We start from the raw sequence: 15895 nt of genomic DNA on the forward strand, positions 1-15895 counted from the left end.
TGTTAACATAAATTCAAATATCTCTGGAAACCTCCTATGACCACAAGTCTTACAGAGCGAGAAGATTTGCAAATTAAATCCGGTTCTCCTTCCACCCGCCTCACAGTTGCCGACTTGGAACAACTGCAAGGTATACTCTGCGAAGCCCATCTAGACTACCAATTAGAACTCGTAGACGGGAAGATTATCATTAGGGGCCCATCAGACATTGTATCGAGCGAAATAGGAGCAGAGTTAGTCAGTCTTTTGCGTAACTGGGTCAAACCCCGCAAACTCGGACGAGTATTTGAGTCCAGCGGCGGGTTTATTCTCCCCAATTCAAATGTTACAGCACCCGATGTTTCCTTTGTGACAGCCTCGCGCCTCAAACAAAGTAAAAGGTATTTTGCCGAACTCGTTCCCGACTTAGTTGTAGAAATCAAATCTCAGTCCGATCGCCTCAAACCCCTGCGAGAAAAAATTCAATCATTTATCGAACTCGGAGCAAAAGTAGGAATATTAATCGACCCAGACAAGCGCACAGTAACAATTTACACACCGAAAGCCGAGCCAGTTGTATTAAGAGACGGCGACCTAATTTCACTTCCCGAACTTTTACCCGGTTGGGAAATTGCGGTGACCGAATTGTGGCCCATCGACTTTGAGTAAAATGACATAAAAAAGCAGACAAACCCAGAATAAAAACATCTGCGTTCATCTGCGTACATCCGCCCTCATCTGCGGTTTAAAAATAAATAACCTCAGACAAAAAGCAGACAAACCCCAAAAAAATCATCTGCCAACCTCTGCCGTTTAAAACTGCCAAATAATCAAAGCCAGCAACACAGCAACCCCCGTCGTAATAGTCAACACATAAAACTGCGACTGACCAGTGCCGCTGTACTTCAACCCTTTACACTCAGAAAGCCCAGCCAGTGGTATTAAGAGACGGCGACCTAATTTCACTTCCCGAACTTTTACCCGGTTGGGAAATTGCGGTGACCGAATTGTGGCCCATCGACTTTGAGTAAAATGACATAAAAAAACAGACAAACCCAGAATAAAAACATCTGCGTTCATCTGCGTACATCCGCCCTCATCTGCGGTTTAAAAATAAATAACATCAGACAAAAAGCAGACAAACCCCAAAAAATTCATCTGCCAACCTCTGCCGTTTAAAACTGCCAAATAATCAAAGCCAGCAACACAGCAACCCCCATCGTAATAGTCAACACATAAAACTGCGACTGACCAGTGCCGCTGTACTTCAACCCTTCGCCGCTGAAAATTGTGGCAAAACCAAACAAATTCACCGCCCCGTCCACCAGATACTTGTCAGTCCAGGCGCTGATTTTAGAAATATAAGCCACAGCCCAAACCACAGTCAGGCGGTAAATTCGATCGATATAAAAATCGTAAGCTAACAAATCCTGTACCGCCGGAATCGGCAGCCGTACCGGTCGAGGTAACACCCCGTACCAATAAATCGCCACCCCAACCGCAACGCCAATCAACCCAGAGAACATTAACAGCGGAATATCCAGAGTCTTCAACAGCAAATTTAAAGTATCAAAATCACCCGTTTGCGCCCAAGGGCCAGTCCAACTAATTAACAATTGCCACTCCTGCAACATCCAAGGCACCAACAGCCCCATCACGGTCAAAATTACCATCGGCAAAGCCATCGGCCAACCGACTTCTGGAGCTCTGCGAGTTTTCGGCTGCGGTTTTCCGACAAACACTAAACCGAATATGCGAGTTAAATTTAGCGCCGTCAAACCATTAACCAAAAGCAACACAATTACCAGCCACAAAGGCACAGTCCAAAAACCGTTGAGCCAGCGCCGCATCGTCCAAAAATTGCCCATAGGCAACAGGGCTACCATCCCCGCAGCGCCTACTAAATAAGCCGTAGTCGTGGCAGGCATCTTCGACCACAAGCCACCCATTTCAGTTAAATCTTGAGTGTTAGTTGTGGTAATAACTGACCCTATGCTCATGAATAATAGGCCCTTGGCGATCGAGTGCACGAACAGCAACAGCAAAGCAATGTCAACGTGATTTTGCCCCACCGCGATAAACACCAAACCCAAAGAAGCGCTGGTAGAATGCGATAATGCTCTTTTGATGTCGATTTGGGCGATCGCCACCAAGGAAGCGCCAACAGCAGTCACCGCACCCAAAACCACCAGCACCGCATCAGTCACGGGCGACAGCGCTAAAACAGGCTGAAGTTTAATCAAAACATAAGCCCCCCCGCCCACAACTACCGTATTCCGCATAATCGAAGCCGGGTTGGGTCCTTCCATCGCCTCGTCGAGCCACAAATGGAACGGAAATTGAGCGCACTTAGCTGTAGGTGCGGCAATTAAAGCCAAACCTAAAAGAGTCGCCACTACCGGAGACAAAGTTGCTGTTTCCGCCCATTTTTCCAAATCGGAAAAATTCAAACTTCCCGCTAAAGTTGAAAGCGTCACTACTCCCATCAGCAGCGGCACATCTCCTACACGCTTTGTTAAAAACGCATCGCGAGCGGCTGTTACTACCAGCGGTTGAGCGTACCAAAACCCGACTAGCAAGTAAGTTGAAAGCGTCAGCATTTCCAACAAAGCGTAAGTTAGAAGCAGCGAGTCGCTAATGGCAATGCCGCTAATTGCCGCTTCAAAAAAACCGAGCAGCCCAAAAAATCGAGCTAGGGCCCAGTCTTTTTCCATGTAGCCAAGAGCGTAAATTTGTGCTAGCAAACTCAGAAGTGTAACTAACTCCATTGCTCCGACGCTGACCGTGGAGATTTCTATTGCAAAAGACAAATCTAAATCTGCTGCTTGCACCCAGTGGACGAGCAACTGTTGGGGCGGTTGATCCCAAGTCGCTGTAAAAATAACTGACCCGTGTATGAAACCCAACACACTCATCAACAAATTGAAGTAAGCCGCCGGTCTGGGTCCTGTTCTGCGAACTGTTCCCGTAGACCACGGCAAAGTTAAAATTGCGCCTATTAAGCTATATAAAGGTACCCACCAACAGGCTTGGAGGAGAAATTGAGTCATAAAAATACTCGGTAAGTGGGAAACGAGTGTCACAAAGAGGGCTGACAGGGAAACGACGCGAGCGGTTTCAACCGCCGTGAATCTTGCCATTACCGCGCCAAGGATTGCTAAATTCGGTGTAATGAATGTGATGTATTTTCACTCTTGACAATTACTATCTCAAAGGTCGCAACCCGCGATCGGATAATGTTTGCTCCTTTATGAGCCTAATTGAGACGGGTTATGTTAGTCTCGACAAAGTTAATGGCCGGTACTCGATCTAGGACACTGATTTAACCCAATAAGTTTGTTTCGTCCTAAATTTCGCAATTCAAGGAACTAGCTGAGCATCCCTTGGTAGGTCTTTAACTCTTATTGTTAACGTAGTACGCAGGTACACCTCTGGTCAACTCGGGTTTAAGTCAAAGGCCCGAAGCGAGCGTGTCTTTAGACCTGGGTTGTTGACTTAATCTATCCCTTAAACTTGAAATTACCGCCTGCCTTTATACAAAAAACAGTCGCGGGCGATCGCCCGATACCCAAAAACTTTGACTAAACCCGATCGTATAGTTCCGGCAAAATAATTTGCACTCCTGATTCACTATACATTAAAGCATCAAAACTGAGAATTCTCTCAATAGAATTTTACAGATTCAGCAGGCTCGGCACTCACAGAAAAAAATACCGGCTCATCAGCCAAGACTGCCTTTTTCGCCAATTTTCCCGCGATCCCCCTTTTGGTAATCCCCAAGTTTCCCGGCACCGATCGCCCCCTGCTTCACATACCGAACTCTACTTTATAAGTATTGTTACTTACTCTAATCCCCGATCGCCCCCGGCATCTACTTCTCTCAATATTAAGTTTATTAAATAAATATTAAATTATTTTAAGTAACATAAAAAATTTTAATTTTTGTTATTAAACATTATGATGTTAGTTTATATTGTCAAGGTGGACAGCTTCCCCTATTCTTAAAGGATAGGAAGCTTTACACTGCATTACTAAATAATGTGGGCCTCCCCGTCCAAATTTTTAGATTTCTCAAAGATTTGTAACGGTAATTTCACTAATCCTCAAAGGAGATTCAAAAATGTCAATTGCCGTGGGAATGATTGAGACGAAAGGTTTTCCCGCTGTTGTGGAAGCTGCCGACGCTATGGTCAAAGCTGCCCGTGTTACCCTAGTGGGCTACGAAAAAATCGGCAGCGCCCGCGTCACAGTAATTGTGCGCGGCAACGTGTCGGAAGTCCAGGCCTCAGTGGCAGCCGGCGTGGAATCCGTCAAGCGGGTGAACGGCGGAGAAGTCGTATCTACCCACATCATCGCTCGCCCCCACGAAAACCTAGAATACGTTCTGCCGATTCGATATACAGAAGCAGTAGAACAGTTCCGAGGCTACTAAGTTCTTAGCGCACAGAAATTTGGTTTGACGAAAATTAGTGCGCTCGTCAAAAATTAACTGTTTAGTTCCCCAAATAATCAATCAGGAGTAAAACCAATGGCAATTGCAGTTGGCATGATCGAAACCTTAGGCTTCCCCGCAGTTGTAGAAGCTGCTGACGCGATGGTCAAAGCAGCCCGCGTCACCTTGGTAGGCTACGAAAAAATCGGTAGCGCTCGCGTTACAGTCATTGTCAGAGGAGATGTCTCCGAAGTCCAAGCCTCAGTCGCCGCTGGAGTAGAGTCAGTGAAGCGCGTTAACGGCGGACAAGTGATGTCCACCCACATTATCGCCCGCCCTCACGAAAACTTGGAGTACGTGCTGCCGATTCGCTACACCGAAGCTGTAGAACAGTTCCGCGAAGGCGTCAGCGGTATTCGCCCTCTCAACAGATCGTAAGATAGGTCAGAAATGCAATGGGGCATTAGGTCATTAAAAAATTAAAAATTAAAAATCGCGATGTTTTTGATTTAGCATTTTTAATTTTTAATTGAGGTGGGCATGGGATATTGGTTATTAGTCAGGAGTCATTAGTCAGGAGTCATTAGTCAGGAGTCATTAGTCATCAGTCATTAGTTACTAGACGAATAACTCTAAACGACGGACAGCGGACTGAGCAAAGCTAATAAAAAAAAAGACAAGTGACAGTGTAAAAATGACAATTACCAATTACCTATTACCTATTACCTAAAATGCAAATGGCCAAAGTTCTCGGCACAGTTGTCAGTACCCAAAAAGAACCCACGCTGAGAGGATCGAAATTTCTACTGCTGCAATTCATCGATGAGGAAGGTTCCCCGGTTCCCGGATATGAGGTAGCGGCTGACTGTGTGGGCGCTGGTATCGATGAATGGGTTTTAGTGACCCGAGGCAGCGCAGCCCGGATCGCGCCCGGGAGCGAAAACCGTCCGATCGATGCTCTGGTAGTAGGCATTATAGATACTGTCAATGTAGAAAACCGCGTCATTTACAGTAAAAAAGACGACCCGTACCGCTAGTTGCAACCGTTAGCAGTTAGCAGTTAGTGGAAAAATAACTAACAACTAACAACTAACAACTAACAACTAACAACTAACAAAAAGATTTTTCAGCTTAGGAGAACTTAATTTATGGCAGTCCGCAATGTTGCGGCTCCCCCGACGCCTTGGTCGAAAAACTTGGCTGAGCCAAAAATTCACGATACCGCCTTCGTACATTCCTTTTCTAACATTATTGGGGATGTGCATATCGCTTCTAATGTGATGATTGCCCCCGGGACATCTATCCGCGCCGATGAAGGCACTCCTTTTCATATCGGACAAGGAAGCAACATTCAAGACGGAGTAGTGATTCACGGCCTAGAAAAAGGCCGAGTCACAGGAGATGACGGCAACTCCTATTCTGTGTGGGTGGGGAAAAATACTTCCCTCACCCACATGAGTTTAATTCACGGGCCTGCCTACGTGGGCGACGACTGCTTTATCGGCTTTCGCTCTACGGTGTTCAATGCCAGAGTGGGCAACGGCTGCATTGTCATGATGCACGTACTAATTCAAGATGTGGAGATTCCCGAAGGTAAGTACATACCTTCGGGAGCCATCATCACTAATCAGCAACAAGCCGATCGCTTGCCTGACGTTCTAGATTCTGACGTTAAATTTGCGACCCATGTCATCGGCATCAATGACGCTCTGAGAACGGGTTATCGCTGCGCTGAGAACATCGCCTGTCTAGCACCAATTCGCAACGAGCAAACTAAAAACTCCAATATGACTCAAAGCAAATATTCTACCCCTGCCGGCACCCAATTGAGTTCAACTCTTGCCGATAGCATCCGCAATTTACTAGCCCAAGGATACAGCGTGGGAGCCGAACACGCCGACGCGCGCCGCTTCCGTACCGGTTCTTGGCGCACTTGCGGCCCGATTTCCTCAACCCGCGAGTCTGAAGTAATCGCGGCTTTGTCAGCTTGCATGGCCGACCACCAAGGAGAATACGTCCGCTTGATCGGGATTGACACCAAAGCCAAGCGCCGCGTACTAGAAGAAATCGTCCAAAGACCGGGAGACAACGGCTCTAACGGTTCTAACGGTGCCAAAACTCACCAATCTAACGGTAAAGTTGCACAAACTTCATACCACAATAGCGGTTCCGTGTCAAGCGGAAAATTGAGTGAGGCAACAGTGGCTCAGGTTCGCAGCTTGCTAGCTCAAGGCTACAAGGTGGGGACGGAACACGCCGACGCCCGCCGCTTCCGTACCAGTTCTTGGCAAAGCGGGGCTTCGCTGCAAGTCAGAAACGAATCTGAGGCGATCGCCGCTTTGGAAGCTGTGATGAATCAGTACCCGGGCGAGTACGTGCGCTTGATCGGGATTGACCCGAAAGCTAAGCGGCGCGTGGTTGAAGAAATTATTCAGCGTCCCGACGGCCCGGTTGCTCAATCGGCTAAGCCCGCAGCAACATCTAAGCCTGCAGGAACATCGGGATACAAAGCCGCGACGAGTGGTTCGGCGCCCAGCAGCGGAATGTTGGCCGGCAAGACGATCGACCAAATCCGCAACCTGCTTTCCCAAGGCTACAAAATTGGCACGGAACACGCCGATGCGCGCCGTTTCCGCACCGGTTCTTGGAGCAGTTGCGCGCCGATCGCATCCAACCGCGAATCCGAAGTGATTTCAGCTCTCGAAAGCTGTCTCAAAGAACACAGCGGCGAGTACGTCCGCTTGCTGGGCATCGACTCCAAGGCCAAGCGCCGGGTACTCGAAGAAATTATCCAACGACCTTAAGAAGCTAGGTAATTAGCTTGTTTCTCCCGTTAAGTCCTCGCTTGCGGGCCCCACGGGAGAAACCCCAGCGGATTGAAGTTGGATTTGAGAGAGTTAAAAAGCTCGATAGAGAAGGGTTGGTCAAAATCTAGAATCTTCTGAAACTTTCTAGAAAACGTTAAAGCATCAAACTTCTGTGCATTAGTAAATTATCGTTTCTTAGATTGACATGATTAAATTTATCAGTCGAGAAAACCCATAATTTAAATTCATTTAAGCGAAAAAAATAGCTCTTTTCATGGTGAAGTTGAATGTATTTATCGCCACTACAATTAAGTAGCAACTCTCAGATTTTGATGAGTGGCGATGTAGTTGTGAATGAGGGTGCGGCGATCGCCCTGGGAGCAATCCTGCAAGCAGAGCCAGGGAGCCGGATCTCGATCGCCGCCGGTGCGTGTATCGGGATGGGAGTTATCCTTCACGCCCGTGAAGGTACTCTGTCCATCGGGGCGGGCGCTATTCTGGGTGCAGGGGTGCTGGTGGTAGGTGCCGGGACGATCGGGAAAAATGCCTGTATAGGCGCCGGGACGACACTGATCGATCCTTGTATCGACCAAATGCAAATTATGCCAGCAGGTTCTCTAATCGGAGATACCAGCCGCCAAGTCGAAACAGCCGCAACCGCAGCAGCCCCAACAGCAGCGCCAACATCACCAGAAACCCCCGAAGCCACTACGCCACCAGTCGCTCCACCGATCGAGCCGCCTTCCCCCGCCCAAACACCGCCTCAAACGGCGCCGGAGGCTGCAGCAGAACCGCCGGAATCCACCGCCGCAGAGCCACCCCAACCAGGGGAGATGCCAACTATTCTGTACGGCCAAGCTCACATCAATCGGCTGCTGGGGACGCTGTTTCCGCACCGGCAAGCTTTTAATCGCTCGGAGGAAAACGGTCAAAATCTATCGGGCGGTTCCGGGTAGCCGTCATTTTAGCAAAAGGCAGCTATGCTGAAGGCAGAAAGATCAAATATAAATAGGTAATCTCATATTATATTGGTAGCTCAGCAATTTGTAAGACCTTGCAGCAGCAATCAATGTCTTGTAGCTCGTGCAGTCTGTCGAATCATCTGAGAAACTAAAAATATCAACAAATTTTTATTTTGGGAAGTTTCTAAAGGTAATAGAAGATGGACGGACAAACAGATCGTAACAGTCACCAAGAGCGATCGCAGCGCCAGGAATACTTTAAAGACACTGCTTTGGGTTTGGTATCGACCAAGAGTTTTCCGGCAATTGTCGGGACTGCTGACATGATGCTGAAGTCGGCAGGGGTGATTTTGGTAGGATACGAAAAAATAGGTTCCGGTCACTGTACGGCGATCGTCCGCGGCAGAATTTCCGATGTGCGTTTGGCTGTGGAAGCTGGAGCTCAAACAGCCGAACAGTTCGGGGAGTTTGTTTCTAAGTTGGTGATTCCTAGACCTTTGCCTAATTTGGAAGTGGTTTTGCCGATCGGCTTTCGGCTGACTGAACTTTCCGAAAGTGGCAATTATTCTCGGCTTAGCAATCAGGCGATCGGTTTGCTAGAAACCAGGGGATTTCCGGCAATGGTCGGCGCTTGCGATGCTATGCTCAAATCCGCCGACGTACACTTGGCAGCTTACGAGAAAATTGGCGCCGGTTTGTGCACGGCAATTATTCGCGGTGCAGTTGCAGATGTAGCAGTAGCCGTAGAAGCGGGGATGTACGAAGCTGAGCGAATTGGCGAGTTGAACGCGGTGATGGTAATTCCGAGGCCTTTGGAAGATTTGGAACAAACTTTACCGCTGGCGAGTTGCTGGATCGAGCAGCGTACACCTGTAATGATGCCCGTGTCGGTTAAGGAAAAGGAAAAAGAATTGATCGAACTTCCAGATTTAGAGAAATTGACTGTTTATGTGGAAGAGGAAATCAATCGGTAATTGGTAATTGGGAATTCGTAATTGATAATTGGACAATCAAAGCTGCTGTGAAAACATAGCGAAATCTTTTGTATTCACGAATTTTGATTGTGAAATTCTATTTTTAATAGAAGTAAACGTCGGTGGAAGTTACCCCTGGGCGAGCCGGGCCTGGGCTTTCAAATACTTGCACCCGAACAGCAGAGTTTTTCTGCCGGAGGTGGGTGTAGCGCCAAGAGTCATCTAAGATGATGATGCCACCCTGTTTAATTTGAGTTTCGGCGAGCGCAAAGCAAATAGGGCGCCGGTTATACTTTGACTGGTTCTCGAGTCCGTCTATTAAAATCACGTCGGCTTCTGTGTCTCGAAGAGATTGCACGTAGGGGGAGTTCTCGAAGTCAGGCGTTTGTGATAAATCGCACTCAACTAACTGTAAGTTGACGTTGGTCACAGAGTTCGCTTGGAGTTTGGTCCGGACGCGCAAGTACCAAAGTGGGTCGTGTTCGGTGCTAGTCACGCGGGCAACTCGCGAAGCAAAAAACAGCGTCGAACCCCCGGAACCGTATTCGTAAACAGTCATGTCCGATTTCAAGTATCCCTCGAGGAAGTCGATCGCGGCGTAGGAAATCCAGGGAAGTTCTATCTCTAGCGGCGAACTGCGTGCTGGTGCGCGATCGCGCAGGTAGCGGGGAATGTACTCTGGATGCGTTGCCAAACTGCCAGCCAGACGCAGTAATTTACTGGCTATAGTTCCATCCATCTTTCTCTATTCGTGTTTGGATACTGCCCTCATATTATAAGCTGGCAAGGGACACTGGTCTTTAAAATTTGGTAACAAAAATTTGTACGGGTTTTGCGGAAAATACTGAGTTAATGTTGATGGTGAATATATAAAGTTTACTTTTTTGGGCTGCGTACAACTTTGTACCTAGTTGCTGTCTCAAGCTGAATTTTCCGTTCGCTCCGAGCCCAGCCGCATCAAGAGACACAGAGCACCAACTAAAACTAGACTTTTGAGATCGAGTCGATCGGGTAAACAATCGAACTGACTACTTAAATCCAGGCGAGGTGCAGACTCTTTCAACAGGATTTAAATACTGTTAAAATAAAACAAAAATCCTATTTAGGGTAGATGGCAGGGAACCAGTCAAGAGTTACCCAGACTGCCGGAATATGCTCTTTCAAGAGATTAACGACCCTCGAGCAAAGGAATCAACCCGCAGAATCAAGCACTCCTGAAAGTTGACCTATGAACCTCAAACAATTTTACAAGCGCGGTTTGCACAGCGCCAAGAAAGGAAACTATGAAGCGGCGATCGACGATTTCGATCGCATACTGCAAGTCAATCCCGCCGATGCCAAAGTCTATAACAATCGCGGCTTGGTTTACTATTACATGAAAGACTACCAGAAAGCGATGGCAGACCTCAGCCAAGCGCTAGATATCAATCCTAATTTGTTCGAGGCCTACCTGAATCGAGGCAATGCTTGGCGTCATCTCGGAGAACACGAAAAAGCCATTGACGATCTAAACTGCGCTTTAGCAAGTAAGCCCAACAGCGAGGCTATCTACAACAACCGAGGACTTGTACTTGCTAATTTAGGACATTACGAAGAAGCAATAGAAGACTACAATCGAGCTCTCTCTCTCAATTCCCACAATTATAAAACCTATTACAACCGCGGGCGCGCTTACTACCTTTTGGGAGAAAAGGAGGTAGCAACCGAGAACTTTAACGAAACGCTGCGGTTGAATCCTAGATATATCAAAGCTTACATAAATCGCGGTCTCTCTTATCACCAATTAGGAGACAATACGCAGGCGATCGCCGATTACAACACAGCACTCGGCATCGAGCCACAAAATGTTTATGCGTATTATAACAGAGGTTGCGTTCGCTATAAATTAAAACAAATGCAGCTTGCAATTGAAGACTTTGACAAAGCAGTGGAACTCGACCCGAACTATGTTAAAGCTTATCTCAACCGGGGTTTAGCGCTGTATAAACTCGGAGATGTTACGGCAGCAAATAAGGATTTTTACCATGTAATGTGCATTAATGCTGAAGCTTATTTATACTACCAAGCCCAGCGCTGCACGCCTGATATTAATTCGTACTTCAAGGAAGCGCCGCAGGTGAAACTTAGTAATGCTGTAGAATACTACAACACAACATTATATACGATGTCAACTTGCTTAAGTTCGCCAGCATTAAACTCGAACTGGAATCCAGAAGATTTGGACAGCAGAGACTCGATTATCTGTGAAGGTGAATTTATCAATAATTGATGCGAGTCAGTAGTCATTAGACTTATGGCATAAATCTTTGAGCGACAGGGAAACGGCAGATGCCACGCAGAGGCATGCAAAGATACTTTGTGAATGTCTGCAATTCAAGTTTAATGAGTCAGCAGTCATTAGTCATATCATGTCCGGTCGATTACCCTGATTCCTGTAGTGGCCCGTGAGCCAATAATATTTGCCAAAAACGGACAATCTCACAAATCCGCCCCAGCAATTGTATTATGGGCGATCGATCGGACATGAGATCATTAGTCATTAAGTAGGTCATCGGAAAAAAACAATACCTCAGAAATCCGGTTTCTTCCTATATTTATCGTGAGTCGTCGCAAAATCTCGTAGAAACCGGGTTTCTAGCCCCCTCCGCAAGCCCCGAGAGATTTTTAACGCGGATTCGGTAGGAGTTAAAAATTAAAGTCCTTACTGCCACAAAACAGCAAGGACTATAATCATTTATTCCTGAGTTTTAAGGACTAAAGTCCTTAGTACGCACGTTAAATACTTGCCATCACTTCGCGCGCTGCAGCCAAAGTTCTCTCGACATCTTCCTCAGTATGAGCCAAAGAAGTAAATCCCGCCTCAAACTGCGAAGGAGCCAGATAAATACCGTGCTCCAACATTCCCCGATGAAAGCGGCTGAACTTCGTCAAATCCGACTTCTTCGCATGATCGTAATTGTGAACCGGGCCCGCCGCAAAAAACAAGCCAAACATCCCGCTAATTTGCCCGCCGCAAGCCGCGTGTCCTGCTTCCTTAGCAATTTTTAGCAATCCCTCGGACAGTTTTTTGGTAATCTTATCCAACTGTTCGTAAGTGCCGGGTTTTTGCAACAATTCCAAAGTCTTAATCCCAGCAGTCATCGCCAAAGGATTTCCCGAAAGCGTACCCGCTTGATACATCGGCCCAGCAGGAGCCACCATCCCCATAATATCGCGCCGTCCACCGTAAGCTCCCACCGGCAAACCGCCGCCAATAACTTTACCCAAAGTTGTCAAATCCGGGGTAACGCCGAATTTTTGCTGAGCTCCACCGTAGGCGATGCGGAAACCGGTCATTACTTCATCAAACACCAACAAAGCACCGTTATCTTTGGTAATTTCCCGCAAACCTTCGAGAAAACCTGCATCCGGTACAATAAATCCGGCATTCCCCACCACTGGTTCGAGAATTACCCCTGCTATCTCGCCCGGATTTTCGGCAAATAAAGCTTTTACTGCTTCTAAGTCATTGTAGGGAGCGTTGAGGGTGTTGGCGGTAACAGATTTCGGCACGCCCGGGGAGTCGGGAAGGCCCAGAGTTGCCACGCCGGAACCTGCTTTTACCAAGAACATATCGGCGTGCCCGTGATAGCAGCCTTCAAATTTAATCAGTTTATCGCGTCCGGTGAAAGCTCGCATTAGCCGCAAAACGGCCATACAGGCTTCCGTGCCGGAATTGACAAATCGCACCATTTCAATGCTGGGAACGGCATCGATGACCATTTCTGCCAGCACGTTTTCCAACAGCGACGGTGCCCCGAAACTTGTACCTTTTTCTAAAGATTCGTGAAGGGCTTTGATGACTTCGGGGTGGGCGTGGCCGCAGATAGCCGGACCCCAAGTGCCTACGTAGTCGATGTATTGGTTTTCATCAACATCCCAAACATAGGCTCCCTTTACCCTGTCAAAGACGATGGGCTGTCCGCCTACAGATTTGAAGGCGCGGACCGGGGAACTGACGCCACCTGGCATCAACTTCTGGGCAGCGGCAAAAATTTCTTCTGATTTGGTGGTTTTCAAGGTTGTGGAAACCAATGTTTTCTCCTTAGTGAACGTCTGTTGTTGGTAGGATACTTTTATAACGACTTCAGGATAATGGTTAGGTCGATTCAAGGAAACTATGTTAATAGATTTTAGGGTACAAACCAATGAGTAGCAATAGCAGCTTGGGTTTTTCGGGCTTGGTCGCACTAGCACCGTGAAGCGAAGCTATCCCGTAGGGAATCGCCCTAAAGTGTAATTTTTTGTAAAATAGTTCTTGACAATTTGTCCATCACTTCCTCAATCTCCTCTCTTCTCTTCCTCTGCGTCCTCTGCGTTCTCTGCGGTTAATTAAAAAAAATCTCCGGCAGGAAAGCGTTAATCAATATTACCGGAAATCTGGGTTTAAAGCCCTGTCCTTTCAGGACGGCTTTTTATTTTATAGCCACAACTTGTAATAAACTGTTAAGATGGTTGCATGATAACACTAGAGTACAAGTTGAAAGGCAAACCAACGCAATATCGGATCATCGACGACACGATCCGAACTGCTCAGTTTGTGCGAAACAAGGCTCTGCGTTATTGGATCGATAATCAAAATGTTAAGCTGTCCGACCTCTACAAACAGTGCGCCATCATGGCTAAAGAGTTTGAGTGGGCGGGTAAACTTAACTCGATGGCGCGTCAAGCTTCGGCCGAACGTGCCATTTCTGCTATTCAACGCTTTTTTGCCAATTGCAAAGCGAAGAAACCTGGAAAAAAAGGATACCCGCAATTTAAGAAGCGCTCGCGTTCTGTTGAGTACAAAACGTCGGGATGGAAACTTTCTCCTGACAAAAGGAGATTGACTTTTACCGATGGCTTCGAGGCGGGTACTTTTAAATTAATTGGCTCTTACGACTTGCACTTCTGGACCCCTGACAACATCAAACGAGTTCGAGTCGTCAAAAGGGCTGATGGTTACTATGCCCAGTTTTGTGTCAACGTAACACGGACAGAGGAACTGTCGCCAACAGGCAGGGCTATTGGTATCGATGTTGGATTGAATCACTTCTTGACTGACAGTAACGGAGATACCGTACCTAACCCTCACTATTTGCGTAAGAGCGAGAAGGCCCTGTGCAGATTACAACGGAGAGTCTCTAAAAAGAAGAAAGGGTCAGCCAATCGTCAGAAGGCTATCAACAGGTTGGGACGAAAACACCTCAAAGTCAGTAGGCAGCGTAAAGACTTCGCCATTAAGACGACGCCCGGCGTAGTGAAATCTAGCGATTTTGTAGCCTACGAAAACTTGCAGGTAAAGAACATGGTCAAAAACCACAAGCTTGCCAAGTCAATCAGCGATGCAGCCTGGAGTCAGTTTACTCAGTGGTTGCAATATTTAGGGAATGTGTATGGGAAAACGGTTGTTGCTGTTGCTCCTCAATACACATCCCAAGACTGTTGGGGTTGTGGTACGACTGTTAAAAAGTCGCTATCAGTTCGGACTCATGTTTGTAGTTGCGGAATGGTATTAGACCGGGATCACAACGCAGCGCTGAATATTTTAGCGAAAGGATTGAAGCAAGTAGGAATGACTTTAAATACGGTGGGGTACACCGGAATTAACGCTTGGGGACAGACCGACCTCTACTCGCTGGTGGTGACACCAACGAGCAAGCCGACTGGGTGAACCAAGAATCTGGGCGCGTAAACGCGCCCTGAGTGTCAAAAAGTTGAAATAAAATTATGTTTACTACTGATTTATCGAGTTTGAGCCGATCGATCCCAATTGAAAAGATCCGTTACGACGATCGCGGTTTAGTGCCGGCGATCGTCCAAGATTATTTGGACGGTACAGTGTTGATGATGGCATGGATGAGTCGTGAGTCCCTGGAAAAAACGCTCTCTACCGGGCAAACTTGGTTCTGGAGTCGTTCTCGTGCCGAATTGTGGCCCAAAGGCGCCACTTCGGGACACGTTCAAAATGTCAAAGCCCTGCGTTACGACTGCGATAGTGATGCTTTGCTGGTGACTGTCGAACAAGTCGGAGATATTGCTTGTCACACGGGAGAAAGAAGTTGTTTTCACCAAGTTGATGGGGAAATTCAACCGCCGCCGGGGGATATGTTATCTCAATTATTTGGGGTAATTTGCGATCGGCGCGACAATCCTAACGAAACTTCTTATACTTGCAAATTGTTCGAGGGCGGCGACAACAAGATTCTCAAGAAAATTGGCGAAGAGTCGGCGGAAGTTGTAATGGCTTGCAAAGATGACGACAAAGAGGGGATTGCAGGGGAAGTGGCTGATTTGTTTTATCACGCTTTAGTTGCTTTGGCTCACCATCAAGTGGATTTGAGAGCAGTTTACCGCAAATTGGACGATCGACGAAAATAATCGGTAATTGGGAATCGGTAATTGATAATTGATAATTGCCCTCCTGGAGGCACTCCGACTCCTCGAAACCGGGTTTCAACTTCGCTCAACCAGCAGGTTTTTTACCGAATCTGCTGGCTCGAACCAAGTATTTTCGCCCCTCACCCCAGTTTCTGGATCCCCCAGGCGTAAGTCCTGTCTAATTGAGGGGTTTAACCAACTTAGTCCTGGGCACACTCCGAGTGAAGAAACCGGGTTTTTTACCAAGTCTGCAATTCTCTAAGGAACTATTTTGGTAAAAAAACCCGGTTTCTGGGCCCCTATTCGTACTCGTGCGTCCAGGACTATCTACGTTAGCACTGC

The 15895-nt window shown here is 47.2% G+C and carries 14 protein-coding genes; 10 read left to right on the forward strand and 4 right to left on the reverse strand.

From position 1 onward, the window contains the following. Window positions 1–36: 36 nt before the first annotated feature. Window positions 37–648, forward strand: coding sequence for a Uma2 family endonuclease (locus QUB56_RS16045; RefSeq protein ID WP_332956396.1), 612 nt, complete (start codon window positions 37–39; stop codon window positions 646–648). Window positions 649–792: 144 nt separating this feature from the next. On the opposite strand, the gene QUB56_RS16050 is transcribed toward QUB56_RS16045, so the two are convergent. Together QUB56_RS16050 and QUB56_RS16055 are read right to left on the reverse strand one after the other, a co-directional pair. Further along, a complete protein-coding gene (locus tag QUB56_RS16050) occupies window positions 793–1059 on the reverse strand; it encodes a hypothetical protein (protein ID WP_332956398.1) in 267 nt (88 codons plus the stop codon). A 95-nt stretch (window positions 1060–1154) separates the two neighbouring features. Beyond that, window positions 1155–3029 (reverse strand): NAD(P)H-quinone oxidoreductase subunit F, encoded by a 1875-nt coding sequence (locus QUB56_RS16055; protein ID WP_332956400.1) that lies wholly within the window; start codon window positions 3027–3029, stop codon window positions 1155–1157. 1070 nt (window positions 3030–4099) lie between these two features. On the opposite strand from QUB56_RS16055, the gene QUB56_RS16060 reads away from it, so the two are divergent. From QUB56_RS16060 to QUB56_RS16085, 6 genes are all read left to right on the forward strand, one after another. Next, complete coding sequence (locus QUB56_RS16060; RefSeq protein ID WP_006635059.1) at window positions 4100–4411, forward strand: carbon dioxide-concentrating mechanism protein CcmK; 312 nt, start codon at window positions 4100–4102, stop codon at window positions 4409–4411. 96 nt (window positions 4412–4507) lie between these two features. Beyond that, complete coding sequence (locus tag QUB56_RS16065) at window positions 4508–4849, forward strand: carbon dioxide-concentrating mechanism protein CcmK (protein ID WP_006635058.1); 342 nt, start codon at window positions 4508–4510, stop codon at window positions 4847–4849. A 293-nt stretch (window positions 4850–5142) separates the two neighbouring features. Further along, a complete protein-coding gene (locus QUB56_RS16070) occupies window positions 5143–5448 on the forward strand; it encodes a EutN/CcmL family microcompartment protein (protein WP_332956402.1) in 306 nt (101 codons plus the stop codon). Between the two features lie 111 nt (window positions 5449–5559). After that, window positions 5560–7215: a ribulose bisphosphate carboxylase small subunit gene (locus QUB56_RS16075; RefSeq protein WP_332956404.1), complete on the forward strand. Its 1656-nt coding sequence runs from the start codon at window positions 5560–5562 to the stop codon at window positions 7213–7215. A 290-nt stretch (window positions 7216–7505) separates the two neighbouring features. Continuing rightward, window positions 7506–8174 carry a carbon dioxide concentrating mechanism protein gene (locus QUB56_RS16080; RefSeq protein ID WP_332956405.1) on the forward strand — a complete coding sequence of 223 codons (669 nt, stop codon included), beginning with the start codon at window positions 7506–7508 and terminating at the stop codon, window positions 8172–8174. Between the two features lie 206 nt (window positions 8175–8380). Further along, window positions 8381–9154, forward strand: coding sequence for a BMC domain-containing protein (locus QUB56_RS16085; protein WP_332956406.1), 774 nt, complete (start codon window positions 8381–8383; stop codon window positions 9152–9154). Window positions 9155–9257: 103 nt separating this feature from the next. On the opposite strand, the gene QUB56_RS16090 is transcribed toward QUB56_RS16085, so the two are convergent. Then, a complete protein-coding gene (locus QUB56_RS16090) occupies window positions 9258–9893 on the reverse strand; it encodes a hypothetical protein (protein WP_332956407.1) in 636 nt (211 codons plus the stop codon). A gap of 489 nt (window positions 9894–10382) precedes the next feature. Between QUB56_RS16090 and QUB56_RS16095 the strand changes: the two genes are divergently transcribed. Beyond that, window positions 10383–11423 (forward strand): tetratricopeptide repeat protein, encoded by a 1041-nt coding sequence (locus tag QUB56_RS16095; protein ID WP_332956408.1) that lies wholly within the window; start codon window positions 10383–10385, stop codon window positions 11421–11423. A 506-nt stretch (window positions 11424–11929) separates the two neighbouring features. On the opposite strand, the gene hemL is transcribed toward QUB56_RS16095, so the two are convergent. Beyond that, window positions 11930–13228, reverse strand: a complete 1299-nt coding sequence (gene hemL, locus QUB56_RS16100; RefSeq protein WP_332956410.1) for a glutamate-1-semialdehyde 2,1-aminomutase — start codon at window positions 13226–13228, stop codon at window positions 11930–11932. Between the two features lie 424 nt (window positions 13229–13652). On the opposite strand from hemL, the gene QUB56_RS16105 reads away from it, so the two are divergent. Both QUB56_RS16105 and hisIE read left to right on the forward strand, forming a co-directional pair. After that, window positions 13653–14846: a transposase gene (locus QUB56_RS16105; RefSeq protein WP_332956411.1), complete on the forward strand. Its 1194-nt coding sequence runs from the start codon at window positions 13653–13655 to the stop codon at window positions 14844–14846. 56 nt (window positions 14847–14902) lie between these two features. Then, window positions 14903–15553 carry a bifunctional phosphoribosyl-AMP cyclohydrolase/phosphoribosyl-ATP diphosphatase HisIE gene (hisIE, locus tag QUB56_RS16110; RefSeq protein ID WP_332956413.1) on the forward strand — a complete coding sequence of 217 codons (651 nt, stop codon included), beginning with the start codon at window positions 14903–14905 and terminating at the stop codon, window positions 15551–15553. The last annotated feature ends 342 nt before the right edge of the window (window positions 15554–15895 follow it).

The organism is Microcoleus sp. AR_TQ3_B6 (assembly GCF_036702785.1).
Taxonomy (GTDB): Bacteria; Cyanobacteriota; Cyanobacteriia; order Cyanobacteriales; family Microcoleaceae; genus Microcoleus.